Origin of the sequence: Pseudomonas sp. 22490 (assembly GCF_052044465.1) — a bacterium.
GTDB classification, from domain to species: domain Bacteria; phylum Pseudomonadota; class Gammaproteobacteria; order Pseudomonadales; family Pseudomonadaceae; genus Pseudomonas; species Pseudomonas aeruginosa.
In genome coordinates, this window is record NZ_JBQENS010000004.1 from 128,406 (window position 1) to 147,489 (window position 19,084).

Annotated in this window: 16 protein-coding genes, 1 pseudogene and 1 riboswitch; of the genes and pseudogenes, 15 read left to right on the top strand and 2 right to left on the bottom strand. The window is 70.5% G+C overall.

Annotated elements, in window-relative coordinates; all coding sequences use genetic code 11:
- The first annotated feature begins 26 nt into the window (after positions 1-26).
- From ACTJJX_RS06065 to ACTJJX_RS06120, 12 genes and pseudogenes are all read left to right on the top strand, one after another.
- A pseudogene (locus ACTJJX_RS06065) lies at positions 27-2,066 on the top strand (FUSC family protein).
- Between the two features lie 47 nt (positions 2,067-2,113).
- Positions 2,114-2,321, top strand: a riboswitch (cobalamin riboswitch).
- Between the two features lie 96 nt (positions 2,322-2,417).
- Complete coding sequence (gene btuB, locus ACTJJX_RS06070; RefSeq protein WP_016851856.1) at positions 2,418-4,256, top strand: TonB-dependent vitamin B12 receptor; 1,839 nt, start codon at positions 2,418-2,420, stop codon at positions 4,254-4,256.
- Between the two features lie 63 nt (positions 4,257-4,319).
- Positions 4,320-4,931, top strand: coding sequence for a cob(I)yrinic acid a,c-diamide adenosyltransferase (gene cobO / locus ACTJJX_RS06075; RefSeq protein ID WP_003086769.1), 612 nt, complete (start codon positions 4,320-4,322; stop codon positions 4,929-4,931).
- Between the two features lie 31 nt (positions 4,932-4,962).
- Complete coding sequence (locus ACTJJX_RS06080) at positions 4,963-6,270, top strand: cobyrinate a,c-diamide synthase (protein ID WP_003107030.1); 1,308 nt, start codon at positions 4,963-4,965, stop codon at positions 6,268-6,270.
- Between the two features lies 1 nt (position 6,271).
- Positions 6,272-6,928, top strand: coding sequence for a 5,6-dimethylbenzimidazole synthase (gene bluB, locus ACTJJX_RS06085; RefSeq protein WP_003082592.1), 657 nt, complete (start codon positions 6,272-6,274; stop codon positions 6,926-6,928).
- A complete protein-coding gene (cbiB, locus tag ACTJJX_RS06090) occupies positions 6,925-7,863 on the top strand; it encodes an adenosylcobinamide-phosphate synthase CbiB (protein ID WP_014603142.1) in 939 nt (312 codons plus the stop codon). The genes bluB and cbiB overlap by 4 nt, the downstream gene beginning before the upstream one ends.
- Positions 7,856-8,851 carry a threonine-phosphate decarboxylase CobD gene (gene cobD / locus ACTJJX_RS06095; protein ID WP_003133501.1) on the top strand — a complete coding sequence of 332 codons (996 nt, stop codon included), beginning with the start codon at positions 7,856-7,858 and terminating at the stop codon, positions 8,849-8,851. The genes cbiB and cobD overlap by 8 nt, the downstream gene beginning before the upstream one ends.
- Positions 8,844-10,316 (top strand): cobyric acid synthase, encoded by a 1,473-nt coding sequence (locus tag ACTJJX_RS06100; protein ID WP_003123097.1) that lies wholly within the window; start codon positions 8,844-8,846, stop codon positions 10,314-10,316. The genes cobD and ACTJJX_RS06100 overlap by 8 nt, the downstream gene beginning before the upstream one ends.
- A complete protein-coding gene (cobU, locus tag ACTJJX_RS06105; protein WP_003082599.1) occupies positions 10,309-10,830 on the top strand; it encodes a bifunctional adenosylcobinamide kinase/adenosylcobinamide-phosphate guanylyltransferase in 522 nt (173 codons plus the stop codon). The genes ACTJJX_RS06100 and cobU overlap by 8 nt, the downstream gene beginning before the upstream one ends.
- Positions 10,827-11,882 (top strand): nicotinate-nucleotide--dimethylbenzimidazole phosphoribosyltransferase, encoded by a 1,056-nt coding sequence (gene cobT / locus ACTJJX_RS06110; protein WP_016851854.1) that lies wholly within the window; start codon positions 10,827-10,829, stop codon positions 11,880-11,882. The genes cobU and cobT overlap by 4 nt, the downstream gene beginning before the upstream one ends.
- Entirely contained in the window at positions 11,879-12,463 is a 585-nt protein-coding gene (cobC, locus tag ACTJJX_RS06115; protein ID WP_003112355.1) for an alpha-ribazole phosphatase family protein, read from the top strand. Before cobT ends, cobC begins: the two co-directional genes overlap by 4 nt.
- Before the next feature lie 2 nt (positions 12,464-12,465).
- Positions 12,466-13,203 carry an adenosylcobinamide-GDP ribazoletransferase gene (locus ACTJJX_RS06120; RefSeq protein ID WP_003086787.1) on the top strand — a complete coding sequence of 246 codons (738 nt, stop codon included), beginning with the start codon at positions 12,466-12,468 and terminating at the stop codon, positions 13,201-13,203.
- Here the strand turns inward: ACTJJX_RS06120 and ACTJJX_RS06125 are convergent.
- Positions 13,166-14,671: an MFS transporter gene (locus ACTJJX_RS06125; protein WP_016851853.1), complete on the bottom strand. Its 1,506-nt coding sequence runs from the start codon at positions 14,669-14,671 to the stop codon at positions 13,166-13,168. The two genes, ACTJJX_RS06120 and ACTJJX_RS06125, sit on opposite strands and share 38 nt — an antisense overlap.
- 118 nt (positions 14,672-14,789) lie before the next feature.
- Between ACTJJX_RS06125 and ACTJJX_RS06130 the strand changes: the two genes are divergently transcribed.
- Positions 14,790-15,350 (top strand): TetR family transcriptional regulator, encoded by a 561-nt coding sequence (locus ACTJJX_RS06130; RefSeq protein WP_440781926.1) that lies wholly within the window; start codon positions 14,790-14,792, stop codon positions 15,348-15,350.
- 32 nt (positions 15,351-15,382) lie between these two features.
- On the opposite strand, the gene ACTJJX_RS06135 is transcribed toward ACTJJX_RS06130, so the two are convergent.
- The gene (locus ACTJJX_RS06135) at positions 15,383-17,203 is read right to left on the bottom strand and encodes an acyl-CoA dehydrogenase C-terminal domain-containing protein (protein WP_003109278.1); all 1,821 of its coding nucleotides are present in this window, start codon (positions 17,201-17,203) and stop codon (positions 15,383-15,385) included.
- Positions 17,204-17,333: 130 nt separating this feature from the next.
- Between ACTJJX_RS06135 and ACTJJX_RS06140 the strand changes: the two genes are divergently transcribed.
- Positions 17,334-17,783 carry a MarR family winged helix-turn-helix transcriptional regulator gene (locus ACTJJX_RS06140; protein WP_003123092.1) on the top strand — a complete coding sequence of 150 codons (450 nt, stop codon included), beginning with the start codon at positions 17,334-17,336 and terminating at the stop codon, positions 17,781-17,783.
- Positions 17,784-17,856: 73 nt separating this feature from the next.
- Entirely contained in the window at positions 17,857-19,056 is a 1,200-nt protein-coding gene (locus ACTJJX_RS06145; protein ID WP_003449467.1) for an MFS transporter, read from the top strand.
- Positions 19,057-19,084 lie beyond the last annotated feature (28 nt).

A 19,084-nucleotide genomic window follows, 5' to 3' on the forward strand; every position in this document is an offset into this window, starting at 1 on the left:
CGCTCATGTATTTCGGGGCGTCCGCGATGGCCAAGCCTTCCTTCTTTTCCTCCGACCTGGTGCAGGTGCTGCTGTGCCCGCGTCTGCACGAACTGCAGTTCGCCGTGAAGGCCCTGCTGGCCGGCGGGTTGGCCCTGTACCTGGCCTTCGGCCTGGAGCTGGAGCAGCCGTAATGGGCATTGATGACGGTGTTCGTGGTCAGCCAGCCCTATAGCGGCATGGTCCTGGCCAAGGGCATGTTCCGCCTGATCGGCACCTGCGCCGGTGCGCTGGTGTCCATCGGCATGGTCGCACTCTATGGCCAGGCATCGCTGCCCTTCCTCCTGCTGATGGCCCTCTGGCTGGCGTTCTGCACCGCCGGCGCGTCGCTGCTGCACAATCATGCGTCCTACGGTTTCGTCCTGGCCGGCTACACCGCGGCCATCGTCGCCCTGCCGGCCAGCGCCGATCCGGCGACGGTGTTCGACCAGGCGGTGGCCCGCTGCTCGGAGATCGGCCTGGGCATCCTCTGCGCGGCGCTGGTGAATGTGCTGCTCTGGCCGCGGCGCCTGGAACGCCAGTTGGCGAACCAGGGCAAGGCGGCCTGGGAGGCCGGCTTGCAGGCGGCCGCGGCGGAGCTGCGCGGCGCCGACGAACGCGGCGAGCTGCTCGCGGCGCTGGGGCGGATCGCCGCGGCGGACGCCCAGCGCGACCACGCCTGGTTCGAGGGCGCGCTCGGCCGCGCCCGTTCCCAGGCCTTGCGCGTGCTAGGCCTCGACCTGCTCGGCCTGCTGCGCGCGGCGCGCAAGGTGGCTCGCGAGCGGAGGCTGCTCGATCCGGCCAGCGCGCACGCCTTGCAGCCCTGGCTGGAAGAACTCGAGGCACTGTTGCGCGAGGGCCGCCAGGCCGAGTTCGAGGCCTGCCGGCAGCGCTTGCGCCTGGCGCTGGACGCGGCGCAGGGACAGTTGCACCTGTGCCTGGTCTGCCTCGAACGCCTGCTCGGCGAGGCGAGGGCGGCCGGGCGCAGCGTCGAGGCGCTGGTCTATGGCGCGCCCACCCGCCAGGCGCCGGGCGCCATCGCCTGGCACCGGGACATCGAGCGCGGCGTGCTGTTCGGCCTGCGCAGCGCCCTGGCGTTCCTCTGCGTAGCCGCGTTCTGGCTGGCCAGCGCCTGGCCGAGCGGGTTGGGCGCGGTGTCGATCACCGGCGTGGTGCTGAGTCTCTTCGCCAGCCGCGACAACCCGGCCCGGGCCGGCCTGAACTTCCTTCGCGGGATTCTCCTGTCGATCCCGCTGGCCGGCTTCGTCGCACTGTTCTACCTGCCCGGCGTGGACGGCTTCCCGCTGCTCTGCCTGGGCCTGGGCGTACCGCTGTTCTTCGCCGCGCTGTGCGTGAACCGGGCGAGCCTGGCCGGGATCGCCTCGCCGTTCTGCATCTTCTTCGTGAAGAACGTCGCGCCGAGCAACAGCATGAGCTACGACCTCGCGCACTTCCTCAACAACGCCCTGTCGACGGTGCTTGGGGTGGCCTTCGCCGTGCTGGTGTTCAACCTGGTCAGCCTGCGGCCGGGCGAACGCCATTACCGGCGCATGCTGCAGGCCACCCTCGGCGACCTGGCGCGGCTCACCCTGCGCTCGCCGGCGCAGGCCGAGGCCTGGTTCGGCGGGCGCACCGCGGATCGCCTGATCCGCCTGGCGCAGCGCTACGACCGTTTACCGGAGGGGCGCCGCCAGCCCTGGTCGGACGGCCTGATGGGACTCGACTTCGGCGACGAGCTGCTCTACCTGCGGCAGTGCCTGGAGGAGGTCCCGGCGTCCCTGGCGCAGGCCCGCGACCGTTACCTGCGGCGTCTGCGCCTGGCGCTGCTGGGCGATGTCCCGCGGGCCGAGCGTGAACACGCCCTCGACCCGCCGACCGCGCGCCTGCTCAAGGCCCTGGCCGCCAGCCCGCTGGCCGGCAGCGAACGCGGCGAGCTGGCCGGCGCCGCGCTGGTGCAGTTGCAGGCCACCTGGCGGCAGTGGTGCCGCAGCCATGCTCCGGCCGGGACGGCGCTGCGCGCGGACCCGCTCCCCGGAGCCGGGCGCTAGTTCTGCGGTGGCCGCCCACATTGACCGCGCAAGCCCCGAACCACTAAGCTGCGCGCCTTGCGACAGGTGCCCCGCAAGGGGTGAAACAGGGAAGCTGGTGCGTTCCGTCGGAACCAGGCCAGCGCTGCCCCCGCAACGGTAGGCGAATCAGACAGCCGCTCGATGACCACTGTGCTCCGGCATGGGAAGGCGCGGCTGGAAGCGTCCAGCGCTTCGCTCGCGAGCCCGGAGACCGGCCTGACGCACCCATGGCATCGCGGAGGGCGCTGTCGGACGTCTCCTGCCGTCGCTTCGTCCTCCGTCTGCCTCAACCCAGGTCGCGCGGGTGAGAGCGACGGAGCAGCGCAGAGCATGAACAGAGTTTTCCTGACCCCGGCAGCCGTGGCGCTGTGCGGCGCGTCTTCCCTGAGCCTGGCCGAACCGGTCAGCCTTGCCGACCAGGTGGTGACCGCCACCCGTACCGCCCAGACCGCTTCCCAGAGCCTGGCGGCGGTGAGCGTCATCGACCGCGAGGATATCGAGCGCAGCCAGGCGCGCAGCGTGCCGGAGCTGTTGCGCCAGGTACCCGGCGTGTCGCTGGCGAACAACGGCGGTTTCGGCAAGAACACCACGCTGTTCCTGCGCGGCACCGAGTCCGACCATGTGCTGGTGCTGATCGACGGCATCAAGGTCGGCTCGGCCAGCGCCGGCCTCACCGCGTTCCAGGACTTGCCGGTGGAGCTGATCGAGCGCATCGAGGTGGTCCGCGGGCCGCGTTCCAGCCTGTACGGCTCGGAGGCCATCGGCGGGGTGATCCAGATCTTCACCCGGCGCGGCGACGGCCAGGGCGCCAAGCCGTTCTTCTCCGCCGGTTACGGCACCCATCAGACCCTGGAGGGCAGCGCCGGGGTCAGCGGCGGCGCCGGCAACGGCTGGTACAGCCTCGGGGTGAGCAGCTTCGATACGGCGGGGATCAACACCAAGCGCGCCGGTACTGCGGGCTATGAGCCAGACCGAGACGGCTACCGCAACCTGTCCGGCAACCTGCGCGGCGGCTATCGCTTCGACAATGGCCTGGAACTCGACGGTACCCTGGTCAGGGCCAAGTCGCACAACGACTATGACCAGGTCCTCGGCAACTCTGGTTTCAATACCAACGCCGACGGCGAGCAGAACCTGGTCGGCGGCCGTGCCCGCTTCACTCCGCTCGATCCCTGGCTGGTGACCCTCCAGGCAGGGCGCAGCGAGGACAAGGCCGATGCCTATCAGGATGGCCGTTTCTACTCGCGCTTCGATACCCGTCGCGACAGCCTGTCCTGGCAGAACGACCTGACCCTGGCCGAAGGCCATGTGCTGACCCTCGGCTACGACTGGCAGAAGGACGAGATCAGCAGCAGCGAAGCCTTCAGCGTCGACTCGCGGCTGAACAAAGGCTGGTTCGCCCAGTACCTCGGCCGGTACGGTCGCCAGGATTGGCAACTGAGCCTGCGCCGCGACGACAACCAGCAGTTCGGCGTGCACGACACCGGCAGCGCCGCCTGGGGCTACGCGCTGAGCGACGCGCTGCGCTTCACCGTCAGCTACGGGACGGCGTTCAAGGCGCCGACCTTCAACGAACTCTACCTCCCCGACTACGGCAATCCCGACCTGGACGCCGAGACTTCGCGCAGCCTGGAGGTCGGTCTCAGCGGTACGCACGACTGGGGGCACTGGGCGGTGAATGCCTATCGTACGGACATCGACTCGCTGATCACCTATACAACCCGTCAGGGGCTTTATGTGCCGTTCAACATCGACGAAGCGCGCATCCGTGGCGTCGAACTGGTCCTCGGCAGCCAGTGGCTGGGCTGGGACTGGAACGCCAACGCGACCTTCCTCGACCCGCAAAACCGTTCCGGCGGCGTCAACGACGGCAACGAGCTGCCGCGCCGGGCGCGGCGGATGTTCAACCTGGAACTGGACCGGCGCTTCGAGCGTCTTTCGCTGGGCGCCAGCGTGCACGCCGAAGGCCGACGCTATGATGATCCGGCCAACAAGGTGCGCCTGGGCGGCTACGCCACCCTCGACCTGCGCAGCGAGTACCGGCTGAACGACGAATGGCGCCTGCAGGGCCGGATCGCCAACCTGTTCGGTGCCGACTACGAAACCGCGTATGGCTACAACCAGCCTGGCCAGGCGGTCTACCTCAGCGTGCGCTACCAGGCCCTGTGAGGCCGGGTATTTCGAATGAACGAGGCGACGGCGAGGCCGCGTCGCCGCAAGGAGTGATCGACGATGAACGAATCCCCCGAGAAGGACCAGCGCCACCGCGAGCGGATGGAGCGCAAGAAGGCCGTGGTCGACGAGAAGATCGCCCAGGCCCGCGACGAACGTGGCGTGCTCCTGGTGCATAGCGGCAACGGCAAGGGCAAGAGCAGCTCGGCCTTCGGCATGGTCGCGCGGGCCCTGGGCCATGGCATGAAGGTCGGTGTCGTGCAGTTCATCAAGGGCGCCGCCAGCACCGGCGAGGAAGCCTTCTTCCGGCGCTTCCCCGAGGAAGTCAGCTACCACGTGATGGGCGAGGGCTTCACCTGGGAGACCCAGGACCGCCAGCGCGACATCGCCAAGGCCGAGGCGGCCTGGAAGGTCGCCGCGCAATTGCTGGCCGACCCGGACGTTGGCCTGGTGGTGCTGGACGAACTGAACATCGCCCTCAAGCACGGCTACCTGGAACTGGACAGGGTCCTCGCCGACATCCAGGCGCGCCCGGCCATGCAGCATGTGGTGGTGACCGGCCGCGGCGCGCAGCCGGGGATGATCGAGGCCGCCGACACGGTGACCGAGATGAGCCTGGTCAAGCACGCGTTCAAGGCCGGGATCAAGGCGCAGAAAGGAGTGGAGTTCTGATGCCGGCGCCATGCGCGGAGACGCTTCGCCCATGACCCAGGCACGCTGTCCGGCCCTGCTGATCGCCGCCCCGGCCTCCGGCCAGGGCAAGACCACCGTCACCGCCGCTCTGGCCCGCCTGCATGCGCGCCAGGGGCGACGGGTGCGGGTGTTCAAGTGCGGACCGGACTTCCTCGACCCGATGATTCTCGCTCGCGCCTCCGGCGCGCCGGTCTACCAGCTCGACCTGTGGATGGTCGGCGAGGCCGAAGCGCGACGCCTGCTGGCGCGGGCCGCCGGCGAGGCCGACCTGATCCTCATCGAAGGGGTGATGGGCCTGTTCGATGGCAACCCCTCGGCGGCAGACCTGGCGCGGCGTTTCGGCGTGCCGGTGCTGGGAGTGATCAACGGCGCGGCGATGGCCCAGACCTTCGGCGCGCTGGCCTACGGCCTGGCGCATTTCCAGCCGGACCTGCCGTTTTCCGGAGTGCTCGGCAACCGCGTCGGCAGCCAGCGCCACAGCGACATCCTGCGCGATTGCCTGCCGCCCGGCATGCGCTGGTTCGGCGGTCTGCCGCGCTCGGCCGAATTCGAATTGCCGAGCCGCCACCTGGGCCTGGTCCAGGCCGAGGAACTGGCCGATCTCGATGTACGCCTGGACGCCGCCGCCGACGCCTTGCTGGCCAGCGCCGAGACCGACCTGCCGGAGCCGGTGACCTTCGAGGTGCCCGCTCCGGCGCCGCTGCAACGCAGCCTGGAAGGCGTGCGCATCGGCGTGGCCCGCGACGCCTCGTTCGCCTTCCTCTACCAGGCCAATCTCGACCTGCTGCGCGAACTCGGCGCCGAGCTGGCGTTCTTCTCGCCGCTGCAGGACCAGGCGTTGCCCGCCGTGGACAGCCTGTACCTGCCGGGCGGCTATCCCGAACTGCACCTGGGGCGCCTGCAGGGCAATCGCGCCATGGCCGAGGCGATCCGAGCCCACCATGCCGCCGGCAAGCCGCTGCTGGCCGAGTGCGGCGGCATGCTCTACCTGCTCGACTGCCTGGAAGACGCCGACGGCGAGCGCGGCGAACTGCTCGGCCTGCTGCCGGGCCGGGCGCGCCTGCAGAAGCGCCTGACCGCCCTGGCCTTGCAGGAGGTCGAGCTGCCGGAAGGGCGGCTGCGCGGGCATACCTTCCATCACTCGACCCTCGACTGCGCCGTCGAGCCTCTGGCCCGTGGCGTCTGCCCGAACGGCCGGAACACGGCGGAGGCGGTGTTCCGTCTTGGCCGGCTGACGGCTTCCTATATCCATTTCTACCTGCCTTCCAACCCGCAGGCCGCCGCCGCGTTGCTGGCGCCCGCGCGAGACGCCGACTGACATGTCCGATTCTTCTCACGCCTTCAGCGCCACGGAACGCGCCGCCGTCTACCGGGCCATCGCCGAGCGCCGCGACATGCGCCACTTCAGCGGCGGCAGCGTGGCGCCGGAGCTGCTCGCGCGGCTGCTGGAGGCCGCGCACCAGGCGCCCAGCGTCGGCCTGATGCAACCCTGGCGCTTCATCCGTATCACCGAGCCGGCGTTGCGCCGGGCCATCCACGGGCTGGTCGAGGAGGAACGCGGACGTACCGCCGAAGCCCTCGGCGAGCGCTCCGACGAGTTCATGCGGCTCAAGGTCGAGGGCGTGCTGGATTGCGCCGAACTGCTGGTCGCCGCCCTGATGGACGACCGCGAACGCCATGTGTTCGGTCGCCGGACCCTGCCGCAGATGGACCTGGCGTCGCTCGCCTGCGCGATCCAGAACCTCTGGCTGGCCAGTCGCGCCGAGGGCCTGGGGATGGGCTGGGTATCGTTGTTCGATCCGGCCGCGCTGGGCGAGTTGCTCGGCCTGCCGCCCGGCAGCGAGGCGGTGGCGGTGCTCTGCCTGGGCCCGGTGGCGGAGTTCTACCCGGCGCCGATGCTGGCGCTGGAGGGTTGGAGCGAACCGCGTCCGCTGGCCGAGCTGGTCTACCAGAACCGTTGGGGCGAGCGAGCATGAGCGCACTGCTGGGTATCCTCGGCGTGGCGCTGGATGCGCGCTTCGGCGAGCCGCAGGGCTGGCACCCGCTGGTCGCCTTCGGCCGCCTGGCCGATCGCCTGGAGCGCCGTTTCAACCGCTCGCGCCTGGCCGGCGAGGCCGATCCCGGGGTCGGCTGGCGCAGCCACGGGGTGACCGCCTGGGTCCTCGCGGTACTGCCGCTGACCCTGCTGGCCTGGGCGCTCGCTGAACTTCCCTACCTCGGCTGGCTGGTCCAGGCCCTGGCGCTGTACGCCGCGCTCGGCCTGCGCAGCCTCGGCGAGCACGCCGAACCGGTGGCGCTGGCCTTGCGCGCCGGCGACCTGGACGAGGCGCGGCGACGTGTCGGCTACCTGGTCAGCCGCGATACCCGCGAACTGGACCAGGCCGGGGTCGCCCGCGCGGCCACCGAATCGGTACTGGAGAACGGCAGCGACGCGGTTTACGCCGCCCTGTTCTGGTTCGCCGTGGCCGGCGCGCCGGGGGTGGTGCTGTATCGCCTGAGCAATACCCTGGACGCGATGTGGGGCTACCGCAACGCGCGCTTCGAGCGCTTCGGCTGGGCCGCGGCGAAGATCGACGACATCCTCAACTACCTGCCGGCGCGGCTGGTGGCGCTGACCTACGCGCTGCTCGGCGACACCCGCCAGGCCCTGCGCTGCTGGCGCGAGCAGGCGCCGCAATGGGACAGCCCCAACGCCGGCCCGGTGATGGCCGCCGGCGCCGGTGCGCTGGGGGTTTCCCTGGGCGGCGCGGCGATCTACCACGGCGAGCTGCACCAGCGGCCTCTCCTCGGCAGCGGCCCGCAGCCGCAGGGCCGCGACATCTATCGGGCCCTGGCGCTGGTGCGCCAGGGCGTGCTGCTCTGGCTGCTGGTGCTGGCCGGACTCTGGGCCATGGGGTGGCTGCATGCTTGAACACGGAGGGCGGTTGCGCGAGGCGGCGCGCCGCTACGACATTCCGCTGGCGGACTGGCTGGACCTGTCCACCGGCATCGCGCCCTGGCCGTTTCCGCTGCCGGCGATCCCCGAGCAGGCCTGGACCCGCCTGCCGGAGAGCGACGACGGCCTGGAAGCCGCCGCCTGCCTCTACTACGGCGCCGAACGGGTATTGCCGCTGGCCGGCAGCCAGGCGGCGATCCAGGCCCTGCCAAGGTTGCGGCGGGGCGGGCGGGTCGGCGTCCTGTCGCCGTGCTACGCCGAGCACGCCCACGCCTGGCGCCAGGCCGGGCACCTGGTGCGGGAGATCGGCGAGGCCGAGGTCGAGCCCTATCTCGACAGCCTCGACGTGCTGCTGGTGGTCAACCCGAACAACCCCACCGGGCGGGTCTTCGAGCCCGCCGAGCTGCTGGCCTGGCATGCCCGCCTGCAACGTCGCGGCGGCTGGCTGCTGGTCGACGAGGCGTTCATGGACTGCACCCCGCAGTCGAGCTTGGCGGCCTGCAGCAACCGGCCCGGATTGATCGTGCTGCGCTCGTTCGGCAAGTTCTTCGGCCTGGCCGGCGCGCGGCTCGGCTTCGCCCTCGGCGAACGGCCGCTGTTGCAGGCGCTGGCCGAGCAGCTCGGCCCGTGGACGGTCAATGGCCCGGTGCGCCATGTGGCCCAGAGTGCCTTGCGCGACCGCCAGCAACAGCGCCAGCAGCGCGAGCGCCTGCTGGCCGCCAGCCAGCGCCTGGAGGAACTGCTGCGCCGCCACGGCTGGCCGCCGGCGGGCGGCAGCGCGCTGTTCCAGCGCCTGGTCGATCCACGCTGCGCGGCGTTGCACGACTACCTGGCGCGGCGCGGCATCCTCACCCGCCAATTCGAGCAGCCGGCCAGCCTGCGCCTCGGCCTGCCCGCCGACGAGGCCGCCTGGGCCCGGCTCGATGCCGCGCTGCTCGGCTTCAAGGAGCCTGCTCATGAGTGATCGCGGGCGGACCCTGATGGTCCAGGGCACCACCTCGGACGCCGGCAAGAGCACCCTGGTGACCGCGCTGTGCCGCTGGCTGGCCCGGCGCGGCGTCGCGGTGGTGCCGTTCAAGCCGCAGAACATGGCGCTGAACAGCGCGGTCACCGCCGACGGCGGCGAGATCGGCCGCGCCCAGGCGGTCCAGGCCCAGGCCTGCCGGCTGGCGCCGCACACCGACATGAACCCGGTGCTGCTCAAGCCGAACACCGACATCGGCGCCCAGGTGATCATCCATGGCCGCGCGGTGACCAGCATGGACGCCGCCGCCTACCACGACTACAAGCGCGTGGCGATGGAAGCGGTGCTGGCTTCCCATGGGCGGCTCGCCGCCGCCTACCGGGTGGTGATGGTGGAGGGCGCCGGCTCGCCGGCGGAGATCAACCTGCGCGCCAACGACATCGCCAACATGGGCTTCGCCGAAGCGGTGGACTGTCCGGTGATCCTGGTCGCCGATATCGACCGCGGCGGGGTCTTCGCCCACCTGGTCGGCACCCTGGAACTGCTCTCCGACTCGGAGCGGGAGCGGGTCAGGGGCTTCGTCATCAATCGTTTCCGCGGCGACATCGCCCTGCTGCAACCCGGCCTCGACTGGCTGGAGGCGCGCACCGGCAAGCCGGTGCTCGGCGTGCTGCCCTATGTCAGCGACCTGCACCTGGAGGCGGAGGACGCCATCGACACGCGCCAGGCGGCCAAGGTCGGGCCGCGCCTGAAGGTGGTGGTGCCGGTGCTGCCGAGGATCAGCAACCACACCGATTTCGATCCGCTGCGCCTGCATCCCCAGGTCGAGTTGAGCTTCGTCGGCCCCGGCCAGGCGCTGCCGTCGGCGGACCTGATCGTCCTGCCCGGCTCGAAGAGCGTGCGCGCCGACCTCGCGGCGCTGCGCGAGCGTGGCTGGGACGAGGCGATCCTCCGTCACCTGCGCTACGGCGGTCGCCTGCTGGGGATCTGCGGCGGCCTGCAGATGCTCGGCGAGCGCCTGCACGATCCGCTCGGCCTGGAAGGCGCGGCCGGCAGCAGCGCTGGCCTCGGCCTGCTGGCGTTGGAAACGACCCTGGAGGCGGACAAGCAATTGCGCAACGTACAGGGCCGCCTGAGCCTGGAGGATGCGCCGCTGTCGGGCTACGAGATCCATGCCGGAGTCACCCGTGGCGAAGCCCTGGCGCGGCCGGCGGTGGTGCTCGACGATGGCCGCGCGGATGGTGCCCGCAGCGTCGACGGGAACGTCATGGGCACCTACCTGCACGGCCTGTTCGAATCCACCGCGGCCTGTTCGGCGCTGCTGCGCTGGGCCGGCCTGCGCGAGGTCCAGGCGGTGGACTACCAGGCCTTGCGCGAACGCGACATCGAGCGGCTCGCCGACCTGGTCGAGCGCCACCTGGATACCGGGCGATTGCTCGCCCTCTGCGGAGAACCCCATGCGTGACCTGATCCTTGGCGGCGCCCGTTCCGGCAAGAGCCGCCTGGCCGAGCGCCTGGCCGCCGAGAGCGGGCTGGCGGTGAGCTACATCGCCACCGCCCAGGCCGGCGACGGCGAAATGGGCCGGCGCATCGCCGAGCACCGCGCGCGCCGCCCGGCCCACTGGCGAACCCTGGAGGAGCCTCTGGCGCTGGCGGCGACGCTGCGCAGCGAGGCCGAGGCCGGACGCTGCCTGCTGGTCGACTGCCTGACCCTGTGGCTGACCAACCTGCTGCTCTGCGACGATCCCCAGCGTCTCGACGGCGAGCGCGAGGCGCTGCTGGAATGTCTCGGCGAGCTGCCGGGACGGATCATCCTGGTCAGCAACGAAACCGGGCTCGGCGTGGTGCCGCTGGGCGAACTCAGCCGGCGCTACGTCGACGAGGCCGGCTGGCTGCACCAGGCCATCGCCGAACGCTGCGAACGGGTGACCTTCACCGTCGCCGGCCTGCCCATGCCGTTGAAAGGAGAACCGCTATGAGTCTGCAATGGTGGCGCGACACCTGCCGCGAGGCGGACCCGCAGATGCGCCGGCGCGCGGCCGAACGCCAGGACCGGTTGACCAAGCCGCGCGGCTCGCTGGGCCGCCTGGAGCAAGTGGCGATCGACCTGGCGGCGTTGCAGGGGCGCGAACGACCGAGCCTGGAGAGGATCTGGGTGACGGTCTTCGCCGGCGACCACGGGGTAGTCGCCGAGGGCATCTCGGCCTATCCGCAGGCGGTCACCGGCGAGATGCTGCGCAACTTCGTCCGCGGCGGCGCGGCGATCAGCGTGCTGGCGCGCGAACTCGGCGCCGGCCTGGAGGTGGTCGACCTGGGCACCGCGTTCCCCCTGGAAGCCTTGCCCTGCGTGCGTCACCTGCGCCTGGCGGCGGGCACCGCGAACTTCGTCGAGGCCCCGGCGATGGGCGCCGAACAGTGCCTGCTGGCGCTCGAGGCCGGGCGCGAAAGCGTGCGCCGCGCCGAGCAGGCCGGCAGCCAGCTGTTCATCGGCGGCGAGATGGGCATCGGCAATACCACCGCGGCGGCGGCCATGGCCTGCGCGCTGCTGGATGCGCCGGCGAGCGCGCTGGTCGGGCCGGGAACCGGGCTGGACGCCAGCGGCGTGGCGCACAAGGCCGCGGTGATCGAGCGCGCCCTGGCCCTGCACGGCGCCCATCGCGCCGACCCCTTCGAAACCCTCCGCCGTCTCGGTGGGCTGGAGATCGCCGCGCTGGCCGGCGCCTACCTGGCCTGCGCGCAGAAAGGCATGGTCGCCCTGGTCGACGGCTACATCTGCAGCGTCGCGGCGCTCTGCGCGGTGCGCCTGAACCCGGCCTGCCGCGACTGGCTGCTGTTCGCCCACAGCGGTGCCGAGCCGGGCCATCGCCATGTGCTCGAAGTCCTGGCGGCGCAACCGCTGCTCGACCTCGGCCTGCGCCTGGGCGAGGGCAGCGGCGCGGCGCTGGCGGTGCCGCTGCTGCGCCAGGCCTGCGCGCTGCACGCGGGGATGGCGACCTTCGCCGAAGCGGCGGTCTCGGACCGCCCGGCATGAGCCTGCGCCTGGACCTCCTGCGGCATGGCGAAACCGAGTCCGGCGGCGGTTTCCGCGGCAGCCTCGACGACGCCTTGACCGCGCGTGGCTGGGCGCAGATGCGCACGGCGGTGGAAGGCGGACGCTGGGACCTGCTGGTCAGCTCGCCATTGCAACGTTGCCGCGCCTTCGCCGAGGAACTGGCGCAGCGCCAGGGGATCGAGCTGGAACTGGAAAACGATCTGCGCGAACTGCATTTCGGCGCTTGGGAGGGGCGCTCGGCGGCCGCCCTGATGGACGGCCACAGCGAGGCGCTCGGCCGCTTCTGGGCCGATCCCTACGCCTTTACCCCGCCGGGCGGCGAGCCGCTGTCCGAGTTCGAGGCGCGGGTGCTGGCCGCCCAGCGACGCCTGCGCCAGCGTCATGCCGGCCGTCGTGTGCTGCTGGTGACCCATGGCGGCGTCATCCGTCTGTTGCTCGCTCGCGCCCGTGGCCTGCCGCGCGAGCACTTGCTGCAGGTGGATGTCGGTCATGGCGCACTGTTCGGCCTGCGCGCCGGAGAGGGCGACGATCGCTGGCACGAATGCCGGGAAGGGGAATAGTCATGCGCGAAGCCTTGCGCTCACTGCTGGTCGCCTTGCAGTTCCTCACCCGCCTGCCGGTGCGCCTGTCGGCGATGCCGACGCCGGAACAGTTCGGCCGCGCGGTGCTCTGCTATCCACTGGTCGGGGTGCTGATCGGCGTCGTGCTGTACGCCGCGGCACGGTCGCTCGACGGTACGCCGCCGCTGTTGCAGGCAGCCTTGCTGCTGAGCCTGTGGGTGGCGCTGAGCGGCGCGCTGCACCTGGACGGCCTGGCCGACATGGCGGACGCCTGGGTCGGCGGGCTGGGTGACCGCGAGCGGACCCTGGCGATCATGAAGGATCCGCGCAGCGGCCCGGTGGCGGTGGTTGTCCTGGTACTGGTCCTGTTGTTGAAGTTCTCCGCCCTGGCGGCGCTGCTCGGCCAGGGCGAGGCCGGGTTGTTGCCGCTGGCCCCGTGGCTGGCGCGCAGCAGCCTGCCGCTGCTGTTCCTGACCACGCCCTACGCGCGCCCCGGCGGCCTCGGCCAGGCCATCGCCGAGCACCTGCCGGCGCGCAGCCTGCCGTGGGTGCTGGGGGTGAGTTTCGGCCTGGCCCTGGCGTTCGGCCTGGCCGGCCTGCTGGCGTTGCTGGTGACGCTGATGCTCTTCGCCTGGCTGCGCAGCCGTTTCCTCGCGCGCCTCGGCGGCACCACCGGGGACACCGCCGGCGCGCTGGTCGAACTTACCGAGTGTGCGGTGCTGGTGGCGCTGGCTCTGTAGCCGGACGCGGCTGGCGCAGGACCGCCATGGCGCTGAGGAAGAGCAGCGCGGCGGCGGCCAGTAGCACGGCGACGAAGGCCTGGTCGAAAGCCTGCCGGGCAAGCTCGACGAGCCGCGACGCGACCTCCGGCGCCAGGCCCTCGGCGACCAACAGGGCGTCGTCGAGGCTGTCGCGGACCCGCGCCGGCAGCTCGGCCGAGGGCAGCCTCAGCGACATCCCGTAGACGAAACTCATCAGGCTGCCGAGCAGGGTCACGCCGATCACCCCGCCCAGTTCGTAGGACACGTCTTCGATGGCGGCCGCCATTCCGGAACTCTGTTCGTCCACGTTGAGCATCACCGCGGTGGAGGCGGCGGTCATCGCGCCGCCGAAGCCGACGCCGAGCAGCACCAGGCTGGCCAGTTGCGCTCCGGTGGCGGACTGGTAGGACAGGGCCAGGCCGAGCAATCCGGCGCTGCCGAGCAGCAGGGAGGCGCACATCACCCGGTTCTCGCCCCAGCGCGGCACCAGCCAGCCGGCCAGCGGCCCGACCACCAGCGAGGCCAGCGGGATCGGCAGGACGAACAGGCCGGCCTTCAGCGGCGTCAGGCCCTGCACCAGTTGCAGGTGCTGGCTGAACACCAGTTCCATGCCGACCAGCGCCATGGTCGCCACCAGGGCCACCGCGACGCCGCGGGCGAAGCGCCGGTTGCGGAACAGCGCGAAGTCGATCATCGGTTCGCGGGCGCGGCGCTGGCGGCGGACGAACAGGTACAGGCAGAGCATGCCGCCGAGCGCGGCGAGGACGGCCAGCCCGAAGTCCGGGGCGCGTGTGCTGAGTTCCTTGATCGCATACACCACCCCGACCAGGCCGAACATCACCTGCAGCGAGCCGAGGGCGTCCCATGGGCGCCGCGACTGGCCGCCGCAGGCCGGGATGGCCGGCAGCGCCAGCAACAAAGCGACGACCACCACCGGGACGTTGATGAGGAACACCGAGCCCCACCAGAAGAACTCCAGCAGCACGCCGCCGACCACCGGCCCCAGCGCCGCGCCGGCAGAGGCGACGGAGGCCCAGATGCCGATGGCCAGGGCGCGTTCGCGTTCGTCCTGGAAGACATGGCGGACGATCGACAGGGTCGCCGGCATCATCAGTGCCGCGCCCACCGCCAACCCGGCGCGGGCGGCGATCAGCGCCGCGGCGCTGGGGGCGAAGGCGGCGCACAGCGAGGCCAGGCCGAACAGCGGCAGGCCGGCGAGGAACAGCCGCTTGTGGCCAAGGCGGTCGCTGAGCAAGCCGGTGCCGGGCAGCAGGCCGGCGACCACCAGCGGATAGGCGTTGACGATCCAGAGTTTCTCCGCGGCCGTCGCGCCGAGGTCGTGGGTCAGGCGCGGCAGGGCCGTGTAGAGCACGGTCATGTCGATGATGATGAGGAACAGGGCGCTGGAGACGATGGCCAGGACCAGCCAGCGGTTCTGCCGGAACATGGGATAACCTCTGTGGCGAACGGTTCATTGCTCGCCGTGGATAACGGGAATTGCGCGCCACGGGCGGGCGCGTGAAAATATAAATACATACGTATGGATTTAAACTCAAGAGGTAGCCATGGGACGCCGACGAACGATCGACCGTGACCAGTTGCTCGATGCCGCCGAGGCGGTGATCGGTCGCGAAGGCGCGGCCGGCCTGACCATCGATGCGGTGGCGAAGGAAATGGGCATTACCAAGGGCGGCGTGCAGTACTGCTTCGGTACCAAGGATGCGCTGATCGACGCGATCTTCGAGCGCTGGGGCAAGGCCTACGACAGCCTGTTCGAAGCGGTGGCAGGGAAGCAGCCGACGCCACTGACGCGGGTTCGCGCACATGCCGAGGCGACCCAGCGTTCGGACGAGCTGTCCAGCAGCAAAGCGGCGGCGCTGATGGCGGCGCTGATCCAGACGCCCGAGCACCTGGAGGGCAGCAACCAGTGGTATCGCAGCCGGTTGGATGGCCTGGACCTGTCCGCACCTGAGGGACGCCGTGCGCGCCTGGCGTTCCTGGCGGTGGAGGGCGCTTTCATGTTGCGCTACTTCCGCCTGATGGACATTGGCCAGGAGGAATGGGACTCGATGCTCGACGACGTTCGTGCGTTGTTGCTGACCCCGGCTGGCGCCCGCGGAGACTGAGGCTCCGCTGGCGCGCGCTGCGGGTGGTCGCCTCAGTCGAAGGCGAAGTGCTCGCTCTTCAGGTCCATGATCGAACCCGTCGGCTTCGCCATTGCCGCCGCGTGGCCCTTGGCGCGCGGAAGCAGGCGGGCGAAGTAGAACTCGCTGGTGGCGATCTTGGCCTTGTAGAAGTCCGCCGACTCGCTGCCGCCCTGGCGCAGTCGCCGGCGCGCAGCGGCTTCCTGTAGGGCCCAGGAATAGGCCAGCGTGGCGTAGCCGGAGAACATCAGGTAGTCGTGGCTGGCGGTGCTCACCAGATCGCGTTGCTTGCGCGCGGTGAGGGCAATGCGCAGGGTCAGCAGGTTCCATTGGGCGCAGAGCTTGAGCAGCACCAGGGCGCGGCCGCGCATGCGCGGCTCGTTCTTCAGCAGGTCGACGGCGAACCGGGCCACGCCCCTGGTGAAGTCGCGCACGGCCTTGCCCTGGGTCATCAGCAGGACCTTGCGGCCGAGCAGGTCGAGGGCCTGGATGCCGGTGGTGCCTTCGTAGAGGGTGGCGATCCGCGCGTCGCGGACGATCTGCTCCATGCCGTGTTCGCGGATATAGCCGTGGCCGCCGAACACCTGCATGCCGAGGTTGGCGCTTTCCAGGCCGAGTTCGGTCAGGCAGCCCTTGAGGATCGGCGTGAGGAAGCCGAGCTTGTCGTCCCAGCGTTCGTATTCGGCGTCGTCGTTGCTGAGGATGCCCTGGATCATCCGGTCGGCGTACTGGGTGGCCAGGTAGACCAGCGCCCGGCCGCCTTCGGCGATGGCTTTCTGGGTCAGCAGCATGCGCCGCACGTCACCGTGGTGCATCAGGCTGTCGGCGACCTGGTCGGGTTCCTTGGTCCCGGAGAGCGCGCGCATGGAGCGGCGTTCGCGGGCGTAGGCGAGGGCGCCCTGGTAGGCCAGCTCGGCGGTGGCCACGCCCTGGATGGCGGTGCCGATGCGGGCGCTGTTCATGAAGGTGAACATGCATTCCAGGCCCTTGTTCGGCGGTCCGATGAGGAAGCCGGTGGCGCCGTCGAAGTTCATCACGCAGGTGGCCGAGGCCTTGATCCCCATCTTCTTCTCCAGCGCGCCGCAACTCACGCCGTTGCGCGGGCCGAGCGCGCCGCCTTCGCCGGGAAGGAACTTGGGCACGATGAACAGGGAAATGCCGCGGGTGCCCTTCGGTGCGTCCGGCAGGCGGGCGAGGACGATGTGGACGATGTTCTCGGTCAGGTCGTGTTCGCCGGAAGAGATGAATATCTTCGTCCCGCTGATGGCGTAGCTACCGTCGGGGTTGGCCTCGGCGCGGGTCTTCACCTGGCCGAGATCGGTGCCGCACTGCGGCTCGGTGAGGCACATGGTGCCGCCCCAGCGGCCCTCGGTGAGCGGAACCAGGTAGGTCTGCTTCTGTTCCTCGGTGCCGTGCTGCATCAGGGTGTTCATCGCGCCGAGGGAGAGGCCGGGATACATGGAGAACGGCCAGTTGGCGGTGCCCATCATCTCCTGCTTGAGCGCGCCGAGGCTCATCGGCAGGCCCTGGCCACCGTACTCCACCGGGTGCGAGAGGCCCTGCCAGCCGCCGGCGACGTAGGCCTCGTAGGCTTCCTTGTAGCCCTTCGGCGTCCGTACTTCGCCGTTCTCCAGGTGGCAGCCTTCCTCGTCGCCGCTGTGGTAGAGCGGGGCGATCACTTCCTCGCAGAGCTTCGCGCATTCGCCGAGGATCGCATCGACCATGTCCGGCGTGGCTTCGGCTCCGTTGACCAGGTTGCGGTAATGCTCGGGGAAATCGAAGACTTCGTTGAGCAGGAAGCGCGTGTCGCGCAGCGGGGCTTTGTAAACGGGCATGGCTACCTCGGCGATGGATGGAGGGCGCCGGGTGCTCCCGGTCGCCGCTGACAGCGCGAGTTATAGGCCAGCGCCCGGCGTCCGGCCTTGGCAGGGGCAACAGACGGCGTTGGCAGTTCGGACAATCCGCTTGACCGTCGAGAAGTACGGGTATATACACGCATCCATGCTACCGACCCAATGCCTCTGTACCAAACTGCGTCGCGCCGCCCGCAGCGTTTCCCGCTTCTACGACGAGGCGCTGGCCGATACCGGCCTCAAGGTGGCGCAGTTTTCCCTGCTGCGGCACCTGCGGCGCCTGGACCGGCCGAGCATTTCCGAACTCGCCGAAGCCATGGGACTCGACCGCAGCACCCTCGGTCGCAACCTGCGGGTGCTGGAAGGCGACGGCCTGCTGCGCCTGACCGGTGGCGAGGACCAGCGCAACCGCCTGGTCGAGCTGACGCCTGCCGGGCTGGATGCCCTGGAGCGCGGAACGCCGGCCTGGGAAGATGCGCAGCGGCGTCTCGCCGGGCGCCTTGGCGAGGAGCGCAGCGGCGCCTTGGCGGCGTTGCTGGCGGAACTGGAGCGACTGGACTGACAACCGACGAAGCCTCTCGCCGAGGCGCTTCGTTCACGATAAAGCGGGTATATACCCGTAGATGGAGCGACCCATGCCGCGTGCCGCCTTCTGGATCCTGCTGTCCGGAGCCCTGATCCTTGCCCTGTCCCTCGGCGTGCGACATGGCTTCGGCCTGTTCCTCGCGCCGATGAGCGCCGACTTCGGCTGGGGCCGCGAAGTCTTCGCCTTCGCCATCGCCTTGCAGAACCTGGTCTGGGGCCTGGCCCAGCCGTTCACCGGGGCGCTCGCCGACCGCTACGGCGCGGCGCGGGCGGTGCTGGTGGGGGGCCTGCTGTACGCCCTCGGCCTGGTCCTGATGGGACTCTCGCAGTCGGCCACCGGGCTGTCGCTGAGCGCCGGCCTGCTGATCGGCCTGGGCCTTTCCGGCACCTCGTTCTCGGTGATCCTCGGCGCCGTCGGCCGCGCAGTGCCGGCGGAGCAGCGCAGCATGGCGATGGGTATCTCCAGCGCGGCCGGCTCCTTCGGCCAGTTCGCCATGCTGCCCGGTACCCTCGGCCTGATCGGCTGGCTGGGCTGGTCCTCGGCCCTGCTCGCCCTGGGCCTGCTGGTGGCGCTGATCGTGCCGCTGGCCGGGCTGATGAAGGATCGCCCGTTGCCGCCGCAGGGCCATGAACAGAGCCTCGGCGAAGCGCTGCGCGAGGCCTGCGCGCATTCCGGGTTCTGGCTGCTGGCGCTGGGCTTCTTCGTCTGCGGCTTCCAGGTGGTGTTCATCGGCGTACACCTGCCGGCCTACCTGGTCGACCAGCACCTGCCGGCGCAGGTCGGCACCACGGTGCTGGCGCTGGTCGGGCTGTTCAACGTGTTCGGCACCTACATCGCCGGCTGGCTCGGCGGGCGCTGGTCGAAGCCGCGCCTGCTGACCGCGCTGTACCTGGTGCGCGGGGTAGTGATCGTGCTGTTCCTCTGGCTGCCTCTGAGCGTCTACAGCGCCTACGCCTTCGGCGTGGCCATGGGGCTGCTGTGGCTGTCCACGGTGCCCCTGACCAACGGCACCGTGGCGACCCTGTTCGGCGTGCGCAACCTGTCGATGCTCGGCGGCATCGTGTTCCTCTTCCACCAGTTGGGCGCCTTCCTCGGCGGTTGGCTGGGCGGGGTGGTCTACGACCGCACCGGCAGCTACGACCTGGTCTGGCAGTTGTCGATCCTGCTAAGCCTGCTCGCGGCGCTGCTCAACTGGCCGGTGCGCGAGCGTCCGGTGGCGCGCCTGCAGGTGGCCGGAGGCGCGGCGTGAAGCTGGCCTGGCTGCTCGCCGCCGGGGC

What these genes read in the sequence shown, in the direction of transcription:
- btuB (WP_016851856.1), top strand. Translation starts at nt 2,418, where the DNA reads ATGAACAGAGTTTTCCTGACCCCGGCAGCCGTGGCGCTGTGCGGCGCG.
- cobO (WP_003086769.1), top strand. Translation starts at nt 4,320, where the DNA reads ATGAACGAATCCCCCGAGAAGGACCAGCGCCACCGCGAGCGGATGGAG.
- ACTJJX_RS06080 (WP_003107030.1), top strand. Translation starts at nt 4,963, where the DNA reads ATGACCCAGGCACGCTGTCCGGCCCTGCTGATCGCCGCCCCGGCCTCC.
- bluB (WP_003082592.1), top strand. Translation starts at nt 6,272, where the DNA reads ATGTCCGATTCTTCTCACGCCTTCAGCGCCACGGAACGCGCCGCCGTC.
- cbiB (WP_014603142.1), top strand. Translation starts at nt 6,925, where the DNA reads ATGAGCGCACTGCTGGGTATCCTCGGCGTGGCGCTGGATGCGCGCTTC.
- cobD (WP_003133501.1), top strand. Translation starts at nt 7,856, where the DNA reads ATGCTTGAACACGGAGGGCGGTTGCGCGAGGCGGCGCGCCGCTACGAC.
- ACTJJX_RS06100 (WP_003123097.1), top strand. Translation starts at nt 8,844, where the DNA reads ATGAGTGATCGCGGGCGGACCCTGATGGTCCAGGGCACCACCTCGGAC.
- cobU (WP_003082599.1), top strand. Translation starts at nt 10,309, where the DNA reads ATGCGTGACCTGATCCTTGGCGGCGCCCGTTCCGGCAAGAGCCGCCTG.
- cobT (WP_016851854.1), top strand. Translation starts at nt 10,827, where the DNA reads ATGAGTCTGCAATGGTGGCGCGACACCTGCCGCGAGGCGGACCCGCAG.
- cobC (WP_003112355.1), top strand. Translation starts at nt 11,879, where the DNA reads ATGAGCCTGCGCCTGGACCTCCTGCGGCATGGCGAAACCGAGTCCGGC.
- ACTJJX_RS06120 (WP_003086787.1), top strand. Translation starts at nt 12,466, where the DNA reads ATGCGCGAAGCCTTGCGCTCACTGCTGGTCGCCTTGCAGTTCCTCACC.
- ACTJJX_RS06125 (WP_016851853.1), bottom strand. Translation starts at nt 14,671, where the DNA reads ATGTTCCGGCAGAACCGCTGGCTGGTCCTGGCCATCGTCTCCAGCGCC.
- ACTJJX_RS06130 (WP_440781926.1), top strand. Translation starts at nt 14,790, where the DNA reads ATGGGACGCCGACGAACGATCGACCGTGACCAGTTGCTCGATGCCGCC.
- ACTJJX_RS06135 (WP_003109278.1), bottom strand. Translation starts at nt 17,203, where the DNA reads ATGCCCGTTTACAAAGCCCCGCTGCGCGACACGCGCTTCCTGCTCAAC.
- ACTJJX_RS06145 (WP_003449467.1), top strand. Translation starts at nt 17,857, where the DNA reads ATGCCGCGTGCCGCCTTCTGGATCCTGCTGTCCGGAGCCCTGATCCTT.